Annotated in this window: 15 protein-coding genes; 9 read left to right on the top strand and 6 right to left on the bottom strand. The window is 67.7% G+C overall.

Translation table 11 applies throughout. The annotated features are described in order from the left end of the window. Nucleotides 1-9 precede the first annotated feature (9 nt). The gene (locus IPI67_25665; protein MBK7583567.1) at nt 10-780 is read left to right on the top strand and encodes a hypothetical protein; all 771 of its coding nucleotides are present in this window, start codon (nt 10-12) and stop codon (nt 778-780) included. 43 nt (nt 781-823) lie between these two features. Further along, nucleotides 824-1,006, top strand: coding sequence for a hypothetical protein (locus tag IPI67_25660; GenBank protein MBK7583566.1), 183 nt, complete (start codon nt 824-826; stop codon nt 1,004-1,006). Between the two features lie 2 nt (nt 1,007-1,008). On the opposite strand, the gene IPI67_25655 is transcribed toward IPI67_25660, so the two are convergent. Beyond that, on the bottom strand, nt 1,009-1,395 hold the full coding sequence (locus IPI67_25655; GenBank protein ID MBK7583565.1) for a hypothetical protein: 387 nt from the start codon (nt 1,393-1,395) through the stop codon (nt 1,009-1,011). Between the two features lie 585 nt (nt 1,396-1,980). Here IPI67_25655 and IPI67_25650 point away from each other — a divergent pair. Beyond that, a complete protein-coding gene (locus IPI67_25650) occupies nt 1,981-2,895 on the top strand; it encodes a cation diffusion facilitator family transporter (protein ID MBK7583564.1) in 915 nt (304 codons plus the stop codon). Between the two features lie 12 nt (nt 2,896-2,907). Here the strand turns inward: IPI67_25650 and IPI67_25645 are convergent, their stop codons facing one another. Beyond that, nucleotides 2,908-3,351: a TM2 domain-containing protein gene (locus IPI67_25645; GenBank protein MBK7583563.1), complete on the bottom strand. Its 444-nt coding sequence runs from the start codon at nt 3,349-3,351 to the stop codon at nt 2,908-2,910. A gap of 56 nt (nt 3,352-3,407) precedes the next feature. Between IPI67_25645 and IPI67_25640 the strand changes: the two genes are divergently transcribed. Then, entirely contained in the window at nt 3,408-4,004 is a 597-nt protein-coding gene (locus tag IPI67_25640) for a YkgJ family cysteine cluster protein (protein MBK7583562.1), read from the top strand. An 8-nt stretch (nt 4,005-4,012) separates the two neighbouring features. Here IPI67_25640 and IPI67_25635 read toward each other — a convergent pair whose 3' ends face one another. Together IPI67_25635 and IPI67_25630 are read right to left on the bottom strand one after the other, a co-directional pair. Beyond that, the gene (locus tag IPI67_25635) at nt 4,013-5,782 is read right to left on the bottom strand and encodes a hypothetical protein (GenBank protein ID MBK7583561.1); all 1,770 of its coding nucleotides are present in this window, start codon (nt 5,780-5,782) and stop codon (nt 4,013-4,015) included. 323 nt (nt 5,783-6,105) lie between these two features. Next, nucleotides 6,106-7,143, bottom strand: a complete 1,038-nt coding sequence (locus IPI67_25630) for an acetylxylan esterase (GenBank protein ID MBK7583560.1) — start codon at nt 7,141-7,143, stop codon at nt 6,106-6,108. A 117-nt stretch (nt 7,144-7,260) separates the two neighbouring features. Between IPI67_25630 and IPI67_25625 the strand changes: the two genes are divergently transcribed. Further along, the gene (locus IPI67_25625) at nt 7,261-7,899 is read left to right on the top strand and encodes a bifunctional 4-hydroxy-2-oxoglutarate aldolase/2-dehydro-3-deoxy-phosphogluconate aldolase (protein ID MBK7583559.1); all 639 of its coding nucleotides are present in this window, start codon (nt 7,261-7,263) and stop codon (nt 7,897-7,899) included. Nucleotides 7,900-8,000: 101 nt separating this feature from the next. Beyond that, nucleotides 8,001-9,479, top strand: coding sequence for a serine/threonine protein kinase (locus IPI67_25620; protein MBK7583558.1), 1,479 nt, complete (start codon nt 8,001-8,003; stop codon nt 9,477-9,479). Nucleotides 9,480-9,514: 35 nt separating this feature from the next. Here IPI67_25620 and IPI67_25615 read toward each other — a convergent pair whose 3' ends face one another. Beyond that, nucleotides 9,515-10,873 carry a S41 family peptidase gene (locus IPI67_25615; protein MBK7583557.1) on the bottom strand — a complete coding sequence of 453 codons (1,359 nt, stop codon included), beginning with the start codon at nt 10,871-10,873 and terminating at the stop codon, nt 9,515-9,517. 325 nt (nt 10,874-11,198) lie between these two features. Here IPI67_25615 and IPI67_25610 point away from each other — a divergent pair, with 325 nt between their 5' ends. From IPI67_25610 to IPI67_25600, 3 genes are read left to right on the top strand one after another with little or no spacing between them, the layout of a single operon-like run. Then, a complete protein-coding gene (locus IPI67_25610; GenBank protein MBK7583556.1) occupies nt 11,199-11,348 on the top strand; it encodes a TIGR04563 family protein in 150 nt (49 codons plus the stop codon). Further along, complete coding sequence (locus IPI67_25605; protein ID MBK7583555.1) at nt 11,305-12,222, top strand: alpha/beta hydrolase; 918 nt, start codon at nt 11,305-11,307, stop codon at nt 12,220-12,222. The genes IPI67_25610 and IPI67_25605 overlap by 44 nt, the downstream gene beginning before the upstream one ends. Beyond that, the gene (locus IPI67_25600) at nt 12,219-13,253 is read left to right on the top strand and encodes a hypothetical protein (GenBank protein MBK7583554.1); all 1,035 of its coding nucleotides are present in this window, start codon (nt 12,219-12,221) and stop codon (nt 13,251-13,253) included. Before IPI67_25605 ends, IPI67_25600 begins: the two co-directional genes overlap by 4 nt. 33 nt (nt 13,254-13,286) lie before the next feature. On the opposite strand, the gene IPI67_25595 is transcribed toward IPI67_25600, so the two are convergent. Then, entirely contained in the window at nt 13,287-14,555 is a 1,269-nt protein-coding gene (locus tag IPI67_25595) for an SUMF1/EgtB/PvdO family nonheme iron enzyme (protein MBK7583553.1), read from the bottom strand. Nucleotides 14,556-14,561 lie beyond the last annotated feature (6 nt).

Raw genomic sequence — 14,561 nt, 5'->3', positions numbered from 1 at the left:
GTGATTGCCATGCGCTATTTCAAATCGAAGAACGTCGTTGTGTTGCAGGGCCTCGCGCTCGCGCTCGGGCTGTTCGTCTCGAACCGCGCGCTCGCGGAAGACTCGGCCAAACCCGCACGAAAATCCTTCTCCGGTGGTGTGGGCCTCTTGGGTGTGGCCGGTGGAAACTTCATCAGCAAGCCCGGGGACAAGACCCTGACAGTTCCGGGCGTGGGCACAGGACAGGCCGAGTTTTATCCAGGCTTCGGCGGAACGACGCTCGGCGGTGGGTTGATGTTCGATGCGCGGTTCATCGACCTCCTCGGACTCGAGGTCGACGCACTCCGCACCACCGATCGCGGCAAGGGCGACATCACGTTCAATGGTGTCTACAAGGTGACCATCAGCATCGAACAAGGTGCGTGGCACGTGCCCATTCTGGCCAAGATCGTGGTGCCGGGGCCGGTGGTGCAGCCGATGTTCTTCGTGGGTCCGGAGCTCGTGTTCCCGAGCAGTGCCAAGGCGGAGGTGGACAAACCGCTCGGGACCGAGATGGAAGCGCGAGCCGACAACTACACGATGCTCACGTTCGGCGGTGGAGTGGAGATCAAGCTCCCGGTGCCGTCCATCGACCTGCGCATTCCGGTCGGCCTCCGGGGCAGCTACAACCCCGGCGTGTCCGACAAACTGGCCGACCGCATCGACGTCGTCTGGGCCTCCGGCGCGGCTCAGAAAGTCACCTATCACACCGAGTGGCAATACCAGGTCGTGATGACCCTGGGTGTTGCCGCATATTTCTGAGCGCCGCCAGGGAAGAGCGGCCGGGGCCGCGCGTAGGAGGGGCGTGAATCCGGGTAACTCGTGGGTCTTGGGCGTCTCCCTCGCCGCCGCGCTCGCCGCGGGCGTCGGGGTCCAGGGTTCAGTCGCGGATGTCGGGGCGCGGGTCTCGGCGGCGCTGCTCGTGGGGCTGGCTGTCCTGATGTTGGGCGGCTGGGTCGCGGCGCGAAATCACGCGACCGACCGCTGACCTCACGGCGGCGGCGGCGGCTTCGGGGCCTCGAGCGCCGCCGGCTCGTCGCGGTCCTTGCGTAGCCGTTCCACGCGCACGAGCGGCGCGGCGTCCAGCATGAGTTGACCGTCATCCTCGTCGACCTGGAGCTGCAGGCCGACCAGGCTGCCGCTCCGATCGCGCGCGAGCAGGTACACATCGTCGAAGTGGTAGCCCAGCGCACGCTCGTGTTTCGCAGCGAGTGCCTCGAGGCGCTCCAACGCATCGACCTTGGGACGCTCGTCCATCAGCCGCTTGAACAAGAAGTCGTCGTTCAGCACCGGGCGCTCGGTGTCGCCGACCAACAGGTCGCCGATGCGACGCCGTCGCAGGGCTTCCGAGCACGTCGTTGCCGAAGGTACGGGCACCGGACAGCCAGCCTGGCGTCTCCTTGATCGCGCGTGGACCCCGCGGACGCAGCCCCGCTACCTTCAGGCCGGTGCGCGACAGAAAGGCGATCACTTCGAAGCCGCCGTCGTCTTCGTCGCTGCCGCCGTCTGCGTTCGGCGCGCGCAGGATCAGCGTGATCTCCATCGCGAACGCAAAGACCTCGAGGTCGCGAGCCGCCGGTCTTGGCTGCTCCGCACGGACGAGTCGGTTCGGGTCGCGTTGCCGCTCGATGGGCACGCCGACCTCCGGGAGCGGGCCACCGTCCAGAGCGGCGAGGGCGATTTGGCGCATCGAATTGGCGAAATCGGTGATCGGCGAGGGCGGAAACAAAGCGCGCGGATCGCGGGGTGGTCCGCTGAGAGAGGGTGGCGACTGGGCGGGCCGGGGCTCTTTCGCGGGCGCAACCGCGACCACGGCGGGTCTTGCTCCAGGCACGATCGGGCCCTGCGACCCGCACGCCATGACGCCAAAGAGGAACGAGGCCGACCACGGGAACACCGCGCGCATGCCGCGACGATACGGCAAAACGCCTCCGGTCTCGTGCTAAAAGCCGGGCTCACCCCATGGGCTCCGAACAGAAACACGGTACCGGCCACATCCTTCAGTCGCTGGTCGTCAACGCCGTGATCGCAACCGGCAAGGGGGTCGCAGCAGTGCTCACGGGCTCTGGCGCCATGCTCGCCGAGACGCTGCACTCTGCCGCCGACTGCGGAAATCAGGGGCTGCTGCTGCTTGGAGTGCACCGGGCGCGGCGCCCGGCCGACGAGCGCCACCCGCTCGGTTACGGCCGCGCGCTCTACTTCTGGTCGTTCATGGTGGCGCTGCTCTTGTTCTCGGGCGGTGGCGTGTTCTCGGTGTACGAGGGGATCCACAAGATCCGTCATCCGGAGCCGGTCGACAGGGTCTGGATCGCCCTGGTGATCCTGTTGTGTTCCCTGGCGCTCGAGGGCGCTGCCACGCTGTCGAACATCAAGGAGATCGGGCGCCGCCGCGGCGACGTGCCCTTCATGCGTTATCTGCGCGAGACGAAGGACTCCGATCTGGTGGTCGTGTTCGGGGAGAACATGGCCGCGACCCTCGGCCTGGCGCTCGCGACGGTCGCGGTGATCGTCTCCCACTATACCGGTGACACGCGCTGGGATGGGGTGGGCAGTGTTGCGATCGGGGTGGTGTTGATTGGTGTCGCCGTCTTTCTGGCCGTCGAGATCAAGTCGTTGCTGATTGGAGAGGCCGCCGATCCGAAGATCAGTCGCGCCGTCGCGGATGTGGTGACGGAGCTGTCGCGCACCGAGGAATTGCTCTGGATGACGACGATCCAGCAGGGGCCGGGTGAGGTCATGGTCGCCGTGAAGCTGCGCTTTGCCGCCACGCTCACGACACGTGAGCTGGCTCAGGCCATCGACGAGTTCGAAGCCGAGCTACGTAAACGCTGCCCCGAGGTCCGCTGGTTGTTCGTCGAGCCGGCGCTGGAACCCTGAGCTCGGGTCGAATCAGCGCAGCGGTCGGCCCTCGGCGTCCGTCGGGTCGGACGCGAGGATCACGATCCCATCGATGATGGGCCAGAGCAGCACCAGGGCCGTCAGGCCGCAGGTGAACCATGAAAAGACCCACACGCCGAGCATGCACGCCACGAGCTGACCGACCGCCATGCCCGTGTGGCCGGTGTAGAAGCGGCCGATGCCGAACTTGCCCAGGAAGATCTGCAGGATGCCCGCGATGACCTTCTGTTTGTCCGAGTACGGTCGTCCGGTCCGCGGTTCTATACCGTACGGTGCGCGGGGATCGTACCCGTAGCCGTAGGGCGCGATCGGTGGCGGCGCAAAAGCTCCGCCGCCGGGCGGGGTGGGCGGACCGTACGCCGGCGGACCGTAACCCGGCGGCGGAGGTCCCCAACCGCGTGGGGGTTGACCCGTCACGGGCCGAGCATAACCCAGGTTGTGTCAGAGCGCTTTACTCGCCCGTCCGCGCGCGTAACCCTCGAGCGCGCCGCATGGCGTCCGGTCTCCATCTTGCACGGCTCCGCTGCACCGGCTGTGGTGAGTGTTGTCGCAATCTGCGCGTGCCGCTGACGTTCAGCGATCTCGCTCGCCTCAGCGCAGCAACGGGCCAGCCGCCGACGCGGCTCGTCAGCTGGGCATCCGCCCACGAGGTCGACATCGCCGGTGAGCCGAGCAGCCTGATCTGGTTGCCCGAAGGCCCTCGCGTGATGTTGCTCGCGCAGCGAGCGGGTGTGTGTCAGTTCTTGGAGCCGGATGACCGCTGCGGAGTTCATACATCCCGCCCCACGGCATGTCGTGCGTATCCGCTCAGCGCGACCCTTGGGCCCAGGAACGGGATCCGCCGGCTCCGGGTGCTGACTGCGGTCGATTGCCCCTACCAGCTCGCGGAGCCGTCCTTGCTCCGCACTGTGCGCCGGGATCAGGCGCTGCTCCGGGACGAGCTCCGGCACCATCACCAGCTCGTTGCCCGCTTCAATCGTGCTCAGGCCCGCCGCCGGCGCTTCAAACACAGGCTGGCGGGCCCCGAAGAGCTGTTCGCCCAGATCTTCGGCGCGCCAGCGCGGTCAGAGCATGTCGGCGCGAGGTGAGCTGGGGCTCAGCCCGCCTCGTCCGCCCCGATGTCGACGAGACCGTTGTTCTTCGGTCGCGGGTCGCCGTCGATGTCGGTCTTGGGCGCTTCCGTCGCGGTCCCCTTGTTGATGCACTGAGAGCCGCTGGTCAGGTGCCAGGTGGTATCGGTGCCGGGGCTCACGTTGACGCTGCTCCCGACGGTGAGCTGCACCGTGGTGCCGTCGACCGCGTTGGTCGTGGTGTGGAGAGTCTGCGCCGAGCCGTCGTAGGCCCGGTAGAGCGCGCTCGTGGCCGCGGTGTTGCCAGACAGCCAGAAGTCGTTGTTCTCGAGCGCGACCGGGTGCTGCGTCTTGCCGGGCGGGGCGTCCTCGTACACGCCGAACCGGGTCCCACCGCCGCCGGCCCACAGGATGTTGTTGCGGATCTTACCGACGAAACCGTTGAAGCCGCACGTAGGGCAGTTGCCCAATCTCAGGACCAAGGCGGCACTCGTGCCCGTGTTCACACCTCCACCGTGCAGCGTGTTGGCGTTGAGGATCACTGCGCCTCCCGCGACCTCGAACTCGGCCAGCTGCACCGCGACGCTCCACGGCGCGGTGATTCCGATCACGATGTTGTTGGTGATGACCGAGGTCGAGCTCGCGCTGAGAATGCCGCCGCAGTAGCCGCTGCCGATGCAGTTGCCGACCTTGCTCTGATCGACGTTGATCTCGTTGGCGTCGATCTCCAGCTCGCCGCCCACGCTGATGGCCCAGGCGTCGCCCGAGGCGTTGTTCGAGCTTCCGGAGTAGATCTTGTTCTTCGCTACGCGCGTTCCAGTGCCGGAGGTGCCGGCGCCGATGCCGCGCGCGATTCGCCCCTTGCCGCCCTGGATGAAGTTGTTCGTGACCACCGCGTAGGACTTGCCGGAACCGCCGTTCTCGAAGCCCAGCGCAATGCTCACGTCCGCCTGGCCGGCAGTGATGGTGTTCTGATCGATGACCGCACCGGTCGAAGCGTTCGACGGGCTGAGGATCTGGAGCGCGATGCCGCGCGCGCCTTGTCCCGTTCCTGTGACGTCGGGTCCAACGATCACGTTGTTGCTGACCGTCGGCGTGCCACCCTTGAGGGTCACCGCCATGCGCCCCGTGCCCGCGGCGCCGCCATTGGCCCCATAGATCTTGAAACCGTCGAGCTTGGTCGCCTGTGTGATCGAGGCGCCCGCGAGCAGCCCTTCGGCGTCGGTGGCCTTGATCGTCGAATTGTAGCTCGCTGGATCTCGCGCCCAGCTGCAACCCGAATTGTCGCAGTGGTGCCCGCCGAGCAGGTTGATCCCTTGGACCATCACCACCTTCTCTTGATAGGTGCCCTCGGCGACGTACACGTCCACGTTCGAACCCAGGGCCTGCGCCTTGGTAATTCCCACCGCGATGGTCTTCACCGGTGACGATTGGGTGCCCGGGTTGTTGTCGTGGCCAATCGCCTGCGAGACGTAGGTGCCGATTCCGCTGCCGCCGTTGCCGCCGCTTGCGCCACCGGTACCTCCGGAGCCGCCGCCGGCGCCCGCGGCGCCGCCCGTTGCACCGGCGCCCGCGGCGCCACCGACCGAACCACCCGCACCTGCGGCGCCGCCCGTGGCCCCGCTCCCGCCTGCACCGCCCGCGGTCGTACCTCCGGTCCCGCTCCCCGCCGCGCCTCCCGTCGTGCTCCCTGCGGTGCCTCCGGTCCCCGTGGACTCGAACGCATCACCTCCGCCACAACCGATCGGTAACCAAACGGCTGCACACAGCAGCCCGAGCCACCCGAAATGTCGCATGCCGGCGTCCTCTCCAAGAAACCTGAAGCTGGGCCGCAACGGTCGTGCCACCTAGGAAATCCCGCAGCGCTCGAAGCGCGGCCCCCTGTTCCGGGCGCGGGAGGATATGAAAAGTTTGCGGGAGTCGGCGTTCGCTGCGGGGCGCGGGCACGGGGTCGGCGACGACCCTAGAGCGCCGAACAGGTTGAACGTCGTTTGTTTTCAGCGACTTGCAAGGTGTTCGGCGCTCGCGCGCGGAGCGCGCACGGCCGAAGGCCGGGGGTTTGGGGCGCAGCCCCAACGTAAAGGTCCTAGAACACGAGCAGAGCAAGCTGATCGGTGTTCTAGGCCCAGGCCAAGCGGGTCAGGCGGCGGGCTTCGGGCCACGCGGACTCGGGGTAAAAGCGGTGGCCGCCCTCACCGATGAGCAGCGAAGCCCGGTCCGAGGCGCCATGCGCCGCGTACACCTCAGCCACCCGCGCAAAACACGCCTCGACGCCCGACAGCGGAAACAGCGGATCGTCTCGACCGTTCACGGTGAGCAGCGGACGCGGGGCGATCAGACCTGCGATGTCCGCCATCTCAGCCACGCGCAGGATGCCGGGCACGTAGTTGTCCGCGCAGTGATACACGCTCATGAGGGAGTCGCGGAAGCGGCACAGTGAGCACGACGCGAGCACGAACCCGATGCGAGGCAACAGCGCTCCCGCCCACAGCGCGACCGTCCCCCCGCCCGAGTTGCCCATGATGCCGACTCGCGCCCGGTCGAGCTCGGGTCGCGTGGCGATCCAATCGAGCGCGCGTTCGACGTCGTACACCCGTTCGCCCAGCAGCGTCCTGCCCAGCATCAGCGCGTGCAGCGCTGCGTCGTGACAGGGGTTGTACTGGTTGACGTGAGGCTGGTGAGACTCGCGGCGCTCTCCCAGTGAGCGCTGCTCGATGCAGAGCGCGGCGTAACCCTCGGCCAGCGCTTGGCGCCCGAAGTCTCGCCCACCTTCGACCCTGATCTCGCGCATCTCGTCGTCTGACGCGAGCCCGAGCGAGTTGTGCATGCCGGTCGAGTGCCCCTGGAGGCAGACCATGACGGGGAATGGCGGAGTGCCCGTGTGCGGTAGCGCCAGATAGGCCGGCACGTCTGCCAGCGGCTCCGAGGTGAAGTGGAGCTTCTCGACCCGGCCCCAAGCGTATTCGCGGCGCCACACTGCAACGGGCGCGAGCGGCACATGCTCCGTGGGGAGGGCATCGAATCCCAGAGCGGAGCGGAGCGCCGTGGTCAGGCCGGCGCGCCAACCCGCGAGATCGGTGGCGTCGAAGGCGTGGCTCGGCGTCAGGCGATCGAGCAGAGCGTGGTGCAGTGGCGAAGGGGAAAACAAACGTGTCACTCCCGGTCGGCAGACAGCCAGCCTCGGGCCGCCCGCTCTGGACGCTGTATCAGGCCCGAGGCCGCGGCGCCGCATCCGCGAGCCCTCCGGGCCGGCGCTGTGGCAAGCTCCGCGTCGATGAACCCAGACGAGATCGTGGAGCGCTTGGGCCGGGAGCGCGCGATCGCGATCCTGCGCACGGCGCGCGCCGAGCGAGTGCGCCCTGCCCTCGACGCCGCGGTGCGAGGCGGCTTTCGCGCCCTCGAGGTCACCTTGAACACCCCGGGCGCCCTGGATGCCATCGCAGCGCTCGCGGCGGACCCCGAGCTGTTGATCGGAGCGGGCACCGTGCTCACCGAGCGCGACGCCCGCGACGCGGTGCAGTGTGGTGCTCGTTTTCTCGTGTCACCAGTGTTCGATCTAGAGGTCGTTGCGCTGGCTCGCGAGCTGGGTGCCGTTGCGATCCCGGGCACCTTCACCCCCACGGAGATGCTGGCTGCGCAGCGCGCCGGGGCGCCGCTGCAGAAGCTCTTCCCCGCGCCGCCAGACGGACCTGATTACGTCCGCGCGTGCCTGGGTCCGCTGCCGTTCCTGCGCATCGTGCCCACGAGCGGAGTGACCCTGGCCAATGCTCGGGCGTTTCTCGACGCGGGCGCCTTTGCGCTCGGCTTCGTCCGCTCGCTGTTCGAGGCGGGCGATCTGGAGGCCGGCGCGTTCGCGCGGATCGAGGAACGCGCGCGGGCGATCATCAGCTGTGTACGCCCGACTCCGACTTGATCGGTCCCGGTTCCGACCGATCAACCGCGGCGACCCTCGAACCCGAACGAACATGGGTGATGGACGGTGCGCTCCGGGCGCGCCCACGTATACTGCGTGGCGTGAACGCCTCCGCCGATCGCGCCCGGGACCGGGTGGGCACCACTCTTCGGGGAAAATGGCGCCTCGACAAACTCCTGGGGGTGGGTGGCATGGCTTGGGTCTACGCCGCCACACATCGCAACCAGAGCCGGGCCGCGCTCAAGGTGCTGGCGCCGGAGCTCACCCACGACCTCGAGATCCGTCGCCGCTTCCTGCGCGAAGGCTACGCCGCCAACTCCATCGGTCACCCCGGCGTGGTCATGGTCTATGACGACGACGAGGACGAAGACGGCACGGCGTATCTGGTGATGGAGCTGCTCGAGGGGGGCACGCTGAACGAGCTGCGCGCCGCCGCGGGCGGCAAACTGCCTGTCGCCGCGGCGCTGTCGGCTGCGGAGCAAACCCTGGACGTGCTCGCCATCGCTCACGACCGCGGCGTGGTGCACCGCGACCTGAAACCCACGAACCTGTTCGTGCTCCGCGACGGGCGGCTCAAGGTGCTCGACTTCGGCATCGCCAGCGTGCGCGGTGCCAGCGTTGCAAGTGAGGACGACGGCATGCAGCTCGGGTCCTTCGCGTACATGGCGCCGGAGCAAGCCCGCTCAGACTGGGAGCGGGTCGACGCGCGGTCGGACCTCTTCAGCGTCGGCGCGACGCTCTTTCGTCTGCTGACGGGGGAGTACATCCACCCGGCGAAGACCGACCGCGAGCTGAGTGACATGGCCACGAATCGGCCCGCGCGCCCGCTGATCACGGTCGCACCAGAGCTGCCGGCTGCGCTGTGCGACGAGATCGACCGTGCGCTTTCCTTCGATGCCAAGGACCGACACCCCGACGCCCGCGCATTTCAGCAGGCGCTGGCCAGGATCGCGGTCTCGCTGCCCAACGCGCCCACGTCGAGCCTGGCCGAGCTCGCAGGCATTTTGCCCGAGCCTTCCGGGGCGGCCGTGGCACCCGCGCCGCTGGCCGCCGAGGCGGGTGGAGCCACCGTCGTCGCCTCACCCAAGGGAGCAAAACGCCAGCCCGTCCTGTCGATGTCGCGGCACGACGCCCTCGCGCGCCTGGCGCTCTTTGGCATCCGCGGAACCGACGTCTATTTCATCGACACCATCCCGCTGCTCGAAATGATCTGGGCCGACGGCATCGTGCAACCCGAAGAGATCCAGCTGCTGGAACAGTTCCTGGCGGCGCACGTCGAGAACGTCAATCAGCTCGCCGGTGAGAGTGTGGTGACGTTGGAAGGGGCACGCGCCTTCGTCGCCCCGTACTTGAAAGAGCGACCGAACGCGGAGCTCCTGGGCCTGCTCCGTCGATTGTTACCCGACACCGGAATCTCCGGCGAAGAGCCCCACAGCGTGCAGCGGCGACGCGCCATCTTGAGCTTCTGTCTGGACATCGGTGCGGCGTGCATCGCCGCCTACCCGGACGGAGATCGCGATCGATTCTGTTCCAGCGAACAACGGGCGTTCGAAGAGATTTTTCGCACGCTTGGCGGTTGACGGAGGGCGGGCGCTCGTGGCGAACGTGCCACGGCTCAGGGTTTCTTCGACAGCACTCCGCGCACGATCTGGTAACCAATGCTGAGCGCGAGATCGGCGCCGCCGGTCGGGTTCTTGGGAACTTCGCGCGTCACTCCGAGGTGGGTGTCCGGCACCCCACCGTCGGCGGTCACTGCCGCGGCGGGTGGTGCGGCGTCCGGCTTGTCGGGCAGCGCGGTGCCGGGCGCACCCTCGGCCGGCAGGTGGTTCTGCAGATCCGATTCACGGATCACGCCGAAGGTCTTGTCCGGCACGTAGGCCGCTTCCACCAGCACGTCGGGTTTGATGCCCTGGGCCTGAATGGCGCGCCCGCTCGGCGTGTAATAACGCATCGTCGTGAGCCGCAGGCCCGCCTGACCCGGCAAGTCGAGCAGCGTCTGTACCGAACCCTTGCCGAAGGTCTTGGCACCGACCACGCTGCCGCGTTTCTGATCTTGGAGCGCTCCGGCCACCAGCTCCGCCGCGCTCGCGCTGTATTCGTTGACCAAGATGACCAGCGGGCCCCGCCGCAGCACACCTCCGAGACCGGCCTTGGCTTCGTCCACCACCCGCCCGCGGTGACGGGTCGTGTAGATCACTCCGCCGCTCAGAAACTCGTCCGCCACGGCGGCGGCTTCGTCCACCAAGCCGCCGGGGTTGTTGCGCAGGTCCAGGATGACCCCTGCGAGCTCCCCGCCGTTTTCCTTGCGCAGCTTGGCCGCGGCCACCAGGAGCTCGTCGTGGGTGCCGTTCTGGAACTGCTTGATGCGCACGTAGCCCACGTTGTCGTCGAGCAGCTTCTGGGCAACGCTCGAGACCGCGATGATCTCGCGGGTGAGCGTCAAGTGGAGCAGGGCGTCTTTGCCGCCGCGCTTGATACTCAGCACGACCTTCGTCCCGGCTGCGCCCCGCATCAGGCGGATCAGATCGTCCGGGCTCTTGTCGCGCACGTCCGTGTTGTCGATGGCGACGATGTGGTCGCCGGAGCGCACGCCCGCGCGTTCGGCCGGCGAGCCTTCGATGGGAGCGATCACCAGCACGTACTCACCGCGGAAGTCGACCTCGACGCCGACCCCTCCGAACTTGCCTTCGGTGTCGGACTGGAAGATCGACCAATCTTGCGGGGGCAGGTAGCCCGAGTGGGGATCGAGCTCGGCGACCATGCCCTTGATGGCGCCCTCGACCAGCCGGTGGCGGTCTACGGGCTCGACGTACTCGTTCTCGATCAGCACCAGGACCCGGCTGAGCTGTTCGATCATTTCGTACGGGCTCTCGCGGGCCGGGGTGGCGGTGGCCAGGTGCGCGGTCATCGCGCCACCCGCAAAAGCGGCTAGGGTGGTCAGGAGAACGCGGGGCGAGGGTAGGCCGAAGGGCATGGGTGCAGGATACTCGGGGCCGGGGCGCGGTCGCCCGGGGTCGCGTGGCCCAGTCCGTTCCTTCCACGCTCGAGCCGGGGCGGCGGCCGTCAAAGAGGGGCTTTTGTCCGGGCGGACGTGGGCGACCTCGGGGTAAGTAGCGGAAGGTCGTTGATTTTATTAGCCTGTGGGTGTTACTCCCCTATTAGAGTTCTTCTGGTGACACCCTCTTACAGGGCCACCCAGAGTGTTCCAAAACGACTTTCCCCGATGAGGTTCGAGCGTGGCTGACGAGAACAAGGGCGGCAGCGACAAGCGCAAACAAAGCCTCTATTTCCCTGAGGCAATGTTGCAGGAGATCAAGGACGAAGCGGCGCGGCTCGACCGCTCGCTGTCCTGGGTCGTTCAACGCGCTTGGAAGATGGCCCGGGTCGACATCAAGAAGATCCCGAGTGTCAACGATATCGGGGACGACGAAGACGGCGAAGCCACCTGAGTCTGGGGTCGTCGAGTCGGTAGCCGAGGGACCGGACGGCACTCGTTTGTACGTGCGTCGGCGCGCTGGCCCCTCCGCGACCACACTGCTTCTGTCGGACGGCATCTGCTGCGACGGGTTCATCTACAAATATCTGTGGGACGACCTGGCGAAGATCGCTTCCGTTGCTCACTGGAACTACCGCGGCCACGGCCGCAGCGGCAGCCCGGTCGATCCGGAGCAGGTTGGGGTCGAAGCCCACGTCGCCGATCTCGATGCGGTCCGGCGTCACCTCGGCGACCCGCCGGTCGTACTGGCTGGGCATTCCTTCGGAAGCCAGGTCTCGCTCGAGGGTTACCGCAAACGGCCCGACAACGTCCGCGGCATCATGCTCCTGTGCGGCAGCTACGGGCGCGTGACCCACACCTTCAAGAACAGCGAGATGCTGGCCAACGTGCTGCCAAAACTCTCGGAGCTGGCACTCAAACATCCGCGACTGACCCGCGCTCTCTGGTCTCGCGTCCCGACCAAGACCGCGCTCCGCATTGCGCTCTTCACTGGGGACATCGATCCGAACACCGTGCGTCCCGAGGACGTGGAGCCGTATTTTCACCACGCAGCGCACGTCGACTTCCCCATGTTTGCCCAGATGCTGACTGCGGCGGGCGAGCACTCTGCAGAGGACCTTCTGCCCTCCATCGAGGTGCCGGTGCTGATCGTCGCGGGAGATCGCGACTCGTTCACGCCGCCGGAGCTGTCGCAGCGCATGGCGGAGGTCATTCCGCGGGCCGAGCTGGTGATGTTGTCCGGCGGCACCCACGTGGCACCGCTCGAGCAACACGAGCTCGTGAGCTTGCGGATTGAGAAGTTCTTGTCGGAGCACGGCCTCACATGAGTCGTCGACCCCGAGAGTGGATGACGGCGGCTTTGATCGCGCTCGGGGCAGCCTGCAGCAAGACTCAGCCGGAGGGGACCGGACCCAACACCACGGCGTCAGCTGCGGCGGCGACGTCGGCGAGCGCAGCCTTGGCCACGGCGTCGGCGAGTGCAATCGAGCCGTCGGCGAGTGCGTCGGGTTCGACCGGGACGGCCCCACCCACCTCGGGAATTGCCCTGGTCGAGGCGGCCACGCTGGCGAAGCTCACGTTCGAAAAAGGGATGTGGGTGGCGGAGCTCGAGCGGACGCCTCCGGCTCGAGCCTGGCTCACTCTCGCAACCAAAGAAGCGCCCCTCGCGCCGCGCTCGCGGGCGGCACACTTCCGCATCGCCGAGCGTGTCGCACCTGGCGTGGTGGCGCCGACCGCGCTGCGTGCGCTCAGCGTGGCCGAGCTCAGCCGCGTCGCGGACGCACCAACCCGCAAGCGACTCGAGAAGCAGGCGCGCGTGCTCGCCAACGGGACGGTTGAGGTTGCGCTCACTCTGGCGCCCTCGCCGGCGCTGACGCGGGTCGAGGTGCGCGACATCGGCGAAGAGTCACCGGTGCGCGCGTGGGAGACCCGCCTCGGCGCACGCGAGCCGGTGCCCGGTGCCGAGCGTCTCGGCCTCGCCCAGTACCAGGCCCTCTTGGTGATCGACTACGTGTCGGACAACGGAGCGCGCGTCACCGTGTTTCGTCACGACAGGAGCGGGCGCATCACGGCTGCCGAGGGCAACGAAGCCTTCTCGGCGGTGCCGAAGGAGGGTGCGCAGAACGACGCGCTCACCCGCTTCTCCCGGCACATGACCTACTCGAAGTCCCTGGCAGAGCGGCTGGACAAGTTGGAACGAGCGGATCTCGAGAGCGCGCTCGGCTGGGGACAACCCCCTACGCTGCTCGTGACGCCCAAACAGATCGACGAGTGTGTCGACCGCCTGCGCAGTGTGCGTCGGCTGATGGCCGAGCGCACGAAACAGCGCGGCAAGGACCTCGCGCTCGGGCTTCCCTGACGGCCACCGCAAACGAGCGCGTTCTCTCGCCGATCACGGCTGTACGATCACCACGGCGTCCGGATCTCGGTGCAAGATCTTGCCAGTTTCGCCGGGGCATCCCCAGCAGCTGCTGAAGTGCAAGCGAGGGCGGATGTAACCGCTGTAGGCGAGCGCCACGGGCCCCGGTTCGTTCTTCATGATGAAGCTCGAAGCGAGGCGATACTCACCGCCGCCGAGCACGTGGAACGCCACGACGAACGAGGTGTTCTCGCCGGAGCGTGCTGCCACCACGAGGTACTCGGAGCCCGCCACCGGATTCCAGATCAACGGAGCCACAGTGAACAGGAAGCCCTTCTTGTCGCCAGGTCCACGCTCGACGACGGTGTTGGCGGCGTCGGGCTCGCGGAAGTATTTCACGTCCTTGCCCAGCTCTGCCGTGCGCGGATCCGCCGCCAAGATCATCGCTAGCTCCTCGGCGTTCACCTTCGCGCGCTCGAAGGTCTGCCCCAGCGTGGGTTCCTTGATCAGTGCCGCGTTGGGGGCACCGTGGCAGCAGCGGAACCCCAAGTCTTCGCTCTCGGTGCCCGAACCAATGCCGGTGCGAGCTGCACAACGGTGCTCGTAGGCGGGCGCTTTCGGGCCCGCACCCCGGAGCGCTGCGCGCCGGCTGGCGTCCTTGTCGGTGGGGATCACGTCGCTGGCCGTCCACTCGCGGAGCGCAGCGCCCATGCCCAGTGCCTCGAAACCGGAGGCACAGCTACGCGGCTCTTCGGCGCAGCGGGGATCCCAGGCAGCCCCGGTCGGAAAGGTCTCACTCGCGGGGCCCTTGCAGGCTCGTTCCCACTCGAGCTCGGTACACAAACGCGCGCCTCGCTCTGCGCAGCGGCGCTTGGCGTCGTCGCGACTGACGCCCGTGAGCGGCGGCTTGGCCGGGTCGTTGGGGAACGGCAGGCTATCGATCTCGAACGGCCCGAGCTCCACGCTCGCCTCCACCGGCTCCACATCCGGGCGGCGCCCGGGATCTCCCGGCCGACTGCCGGCACGAAATGCGCCTCCCGGAATGCTCACCTTTGTGTCGGCCTTGGCCTGGTCTTTCGGGGGACGCACCGACCCCACGGGCGGCGCAACCGATGGGCTGGCGCTCGGCGCCGAACCGCCGGCGGGCGCGGGTGCGCCCTTGTTGCAGCCCGCGGTTGTCGCAAAAGCGATGAACAGCGGCAGCGCGGCGTACACGGCTCGACTACAATTCGGCATGACCAGATGCCGGCGACCTTGACGAAGGATGCCCTCATCTGCAACCCCTTTGCTCGGGGAACCCATGACGCA

It is taken from the genome of Myxococcales bacterium (genome assembly GCA_016706225.1).
Classification (GTDB): Bacteria; Myxococcota_A; Polyangia; order Polyangiales; family Polyangiaceae; genus JADJKB01.
Note: the sequence above shows the minus strand (reverse complement) of the source record. Positions and strands in the feature narration are given on the sequence as shown.

Bases quoted from the DNA above. Each gene is read 5' to 3' on its own strand.
- IPI67_25625 (MBK7583559.1), top strand. From the start codon at position 7,261: ATGAACCCAGACGAGATCGTGGAGCGCTTGGGCCGGGAGCGCGCGATC.
- IPI67_25615 (MBK7583557.1), bottom strand. From the start codon at position 10,873: ATGCCCTTCGGCCTACCCTCGCCCCGCGTTCTCCTGACCACCCTAGCC.
- IPI67_25610 (MBK7583556.1), top strand. From the start codon at position 11,199: ATGTTGCAGGAGATCAAGGACGAAGCGGCGCGGCTCGACCGCTCGCTG.
- IPI67_25635 (MBK7583561.1), bottom strand. From the start codon at position 5,782: ATGCGACATTTCGGGTGGCTCGGGCTGCTGTGTGCAGCCGTTTGGTTA.
- IPI67_25665 (MBK7583567.1), top strand. From the start codon at position 10: ATGCGCTATTTCAAATCGAAGAACGTCGTTGTGTTGCAGGGCCTCGCG.
- IPI67_25640 (MBK7583562.1), top strand. From the start codon at position 3,408: ATGGCGTCCGGTCTCCATCTTGCACGGCTCCGCTGCACCGGCTGTGGT.
- IPI67_25600 (MBK7583554.1), top strand. From the start codon at position 12,219: ATGAGTCGTCGACCCCGAGAGTGGATGACGGCGGCTTTGATCGCGCTC.
- IPI67_25595 (MBK7583553.1), bottom strand. From the start codon at position 14,555: ATGGGTTCCCCGAGCAAAGGGGTTGCAGATGAGGGCATCCTTCGTCAA.
- IPI67_25650 (MBK7583564.1), top strand. From the start codon at position 1,981: ATGGGCTCCGAACAGAAACACGGTACCGGCCACATCCTTCAGTCGCTG.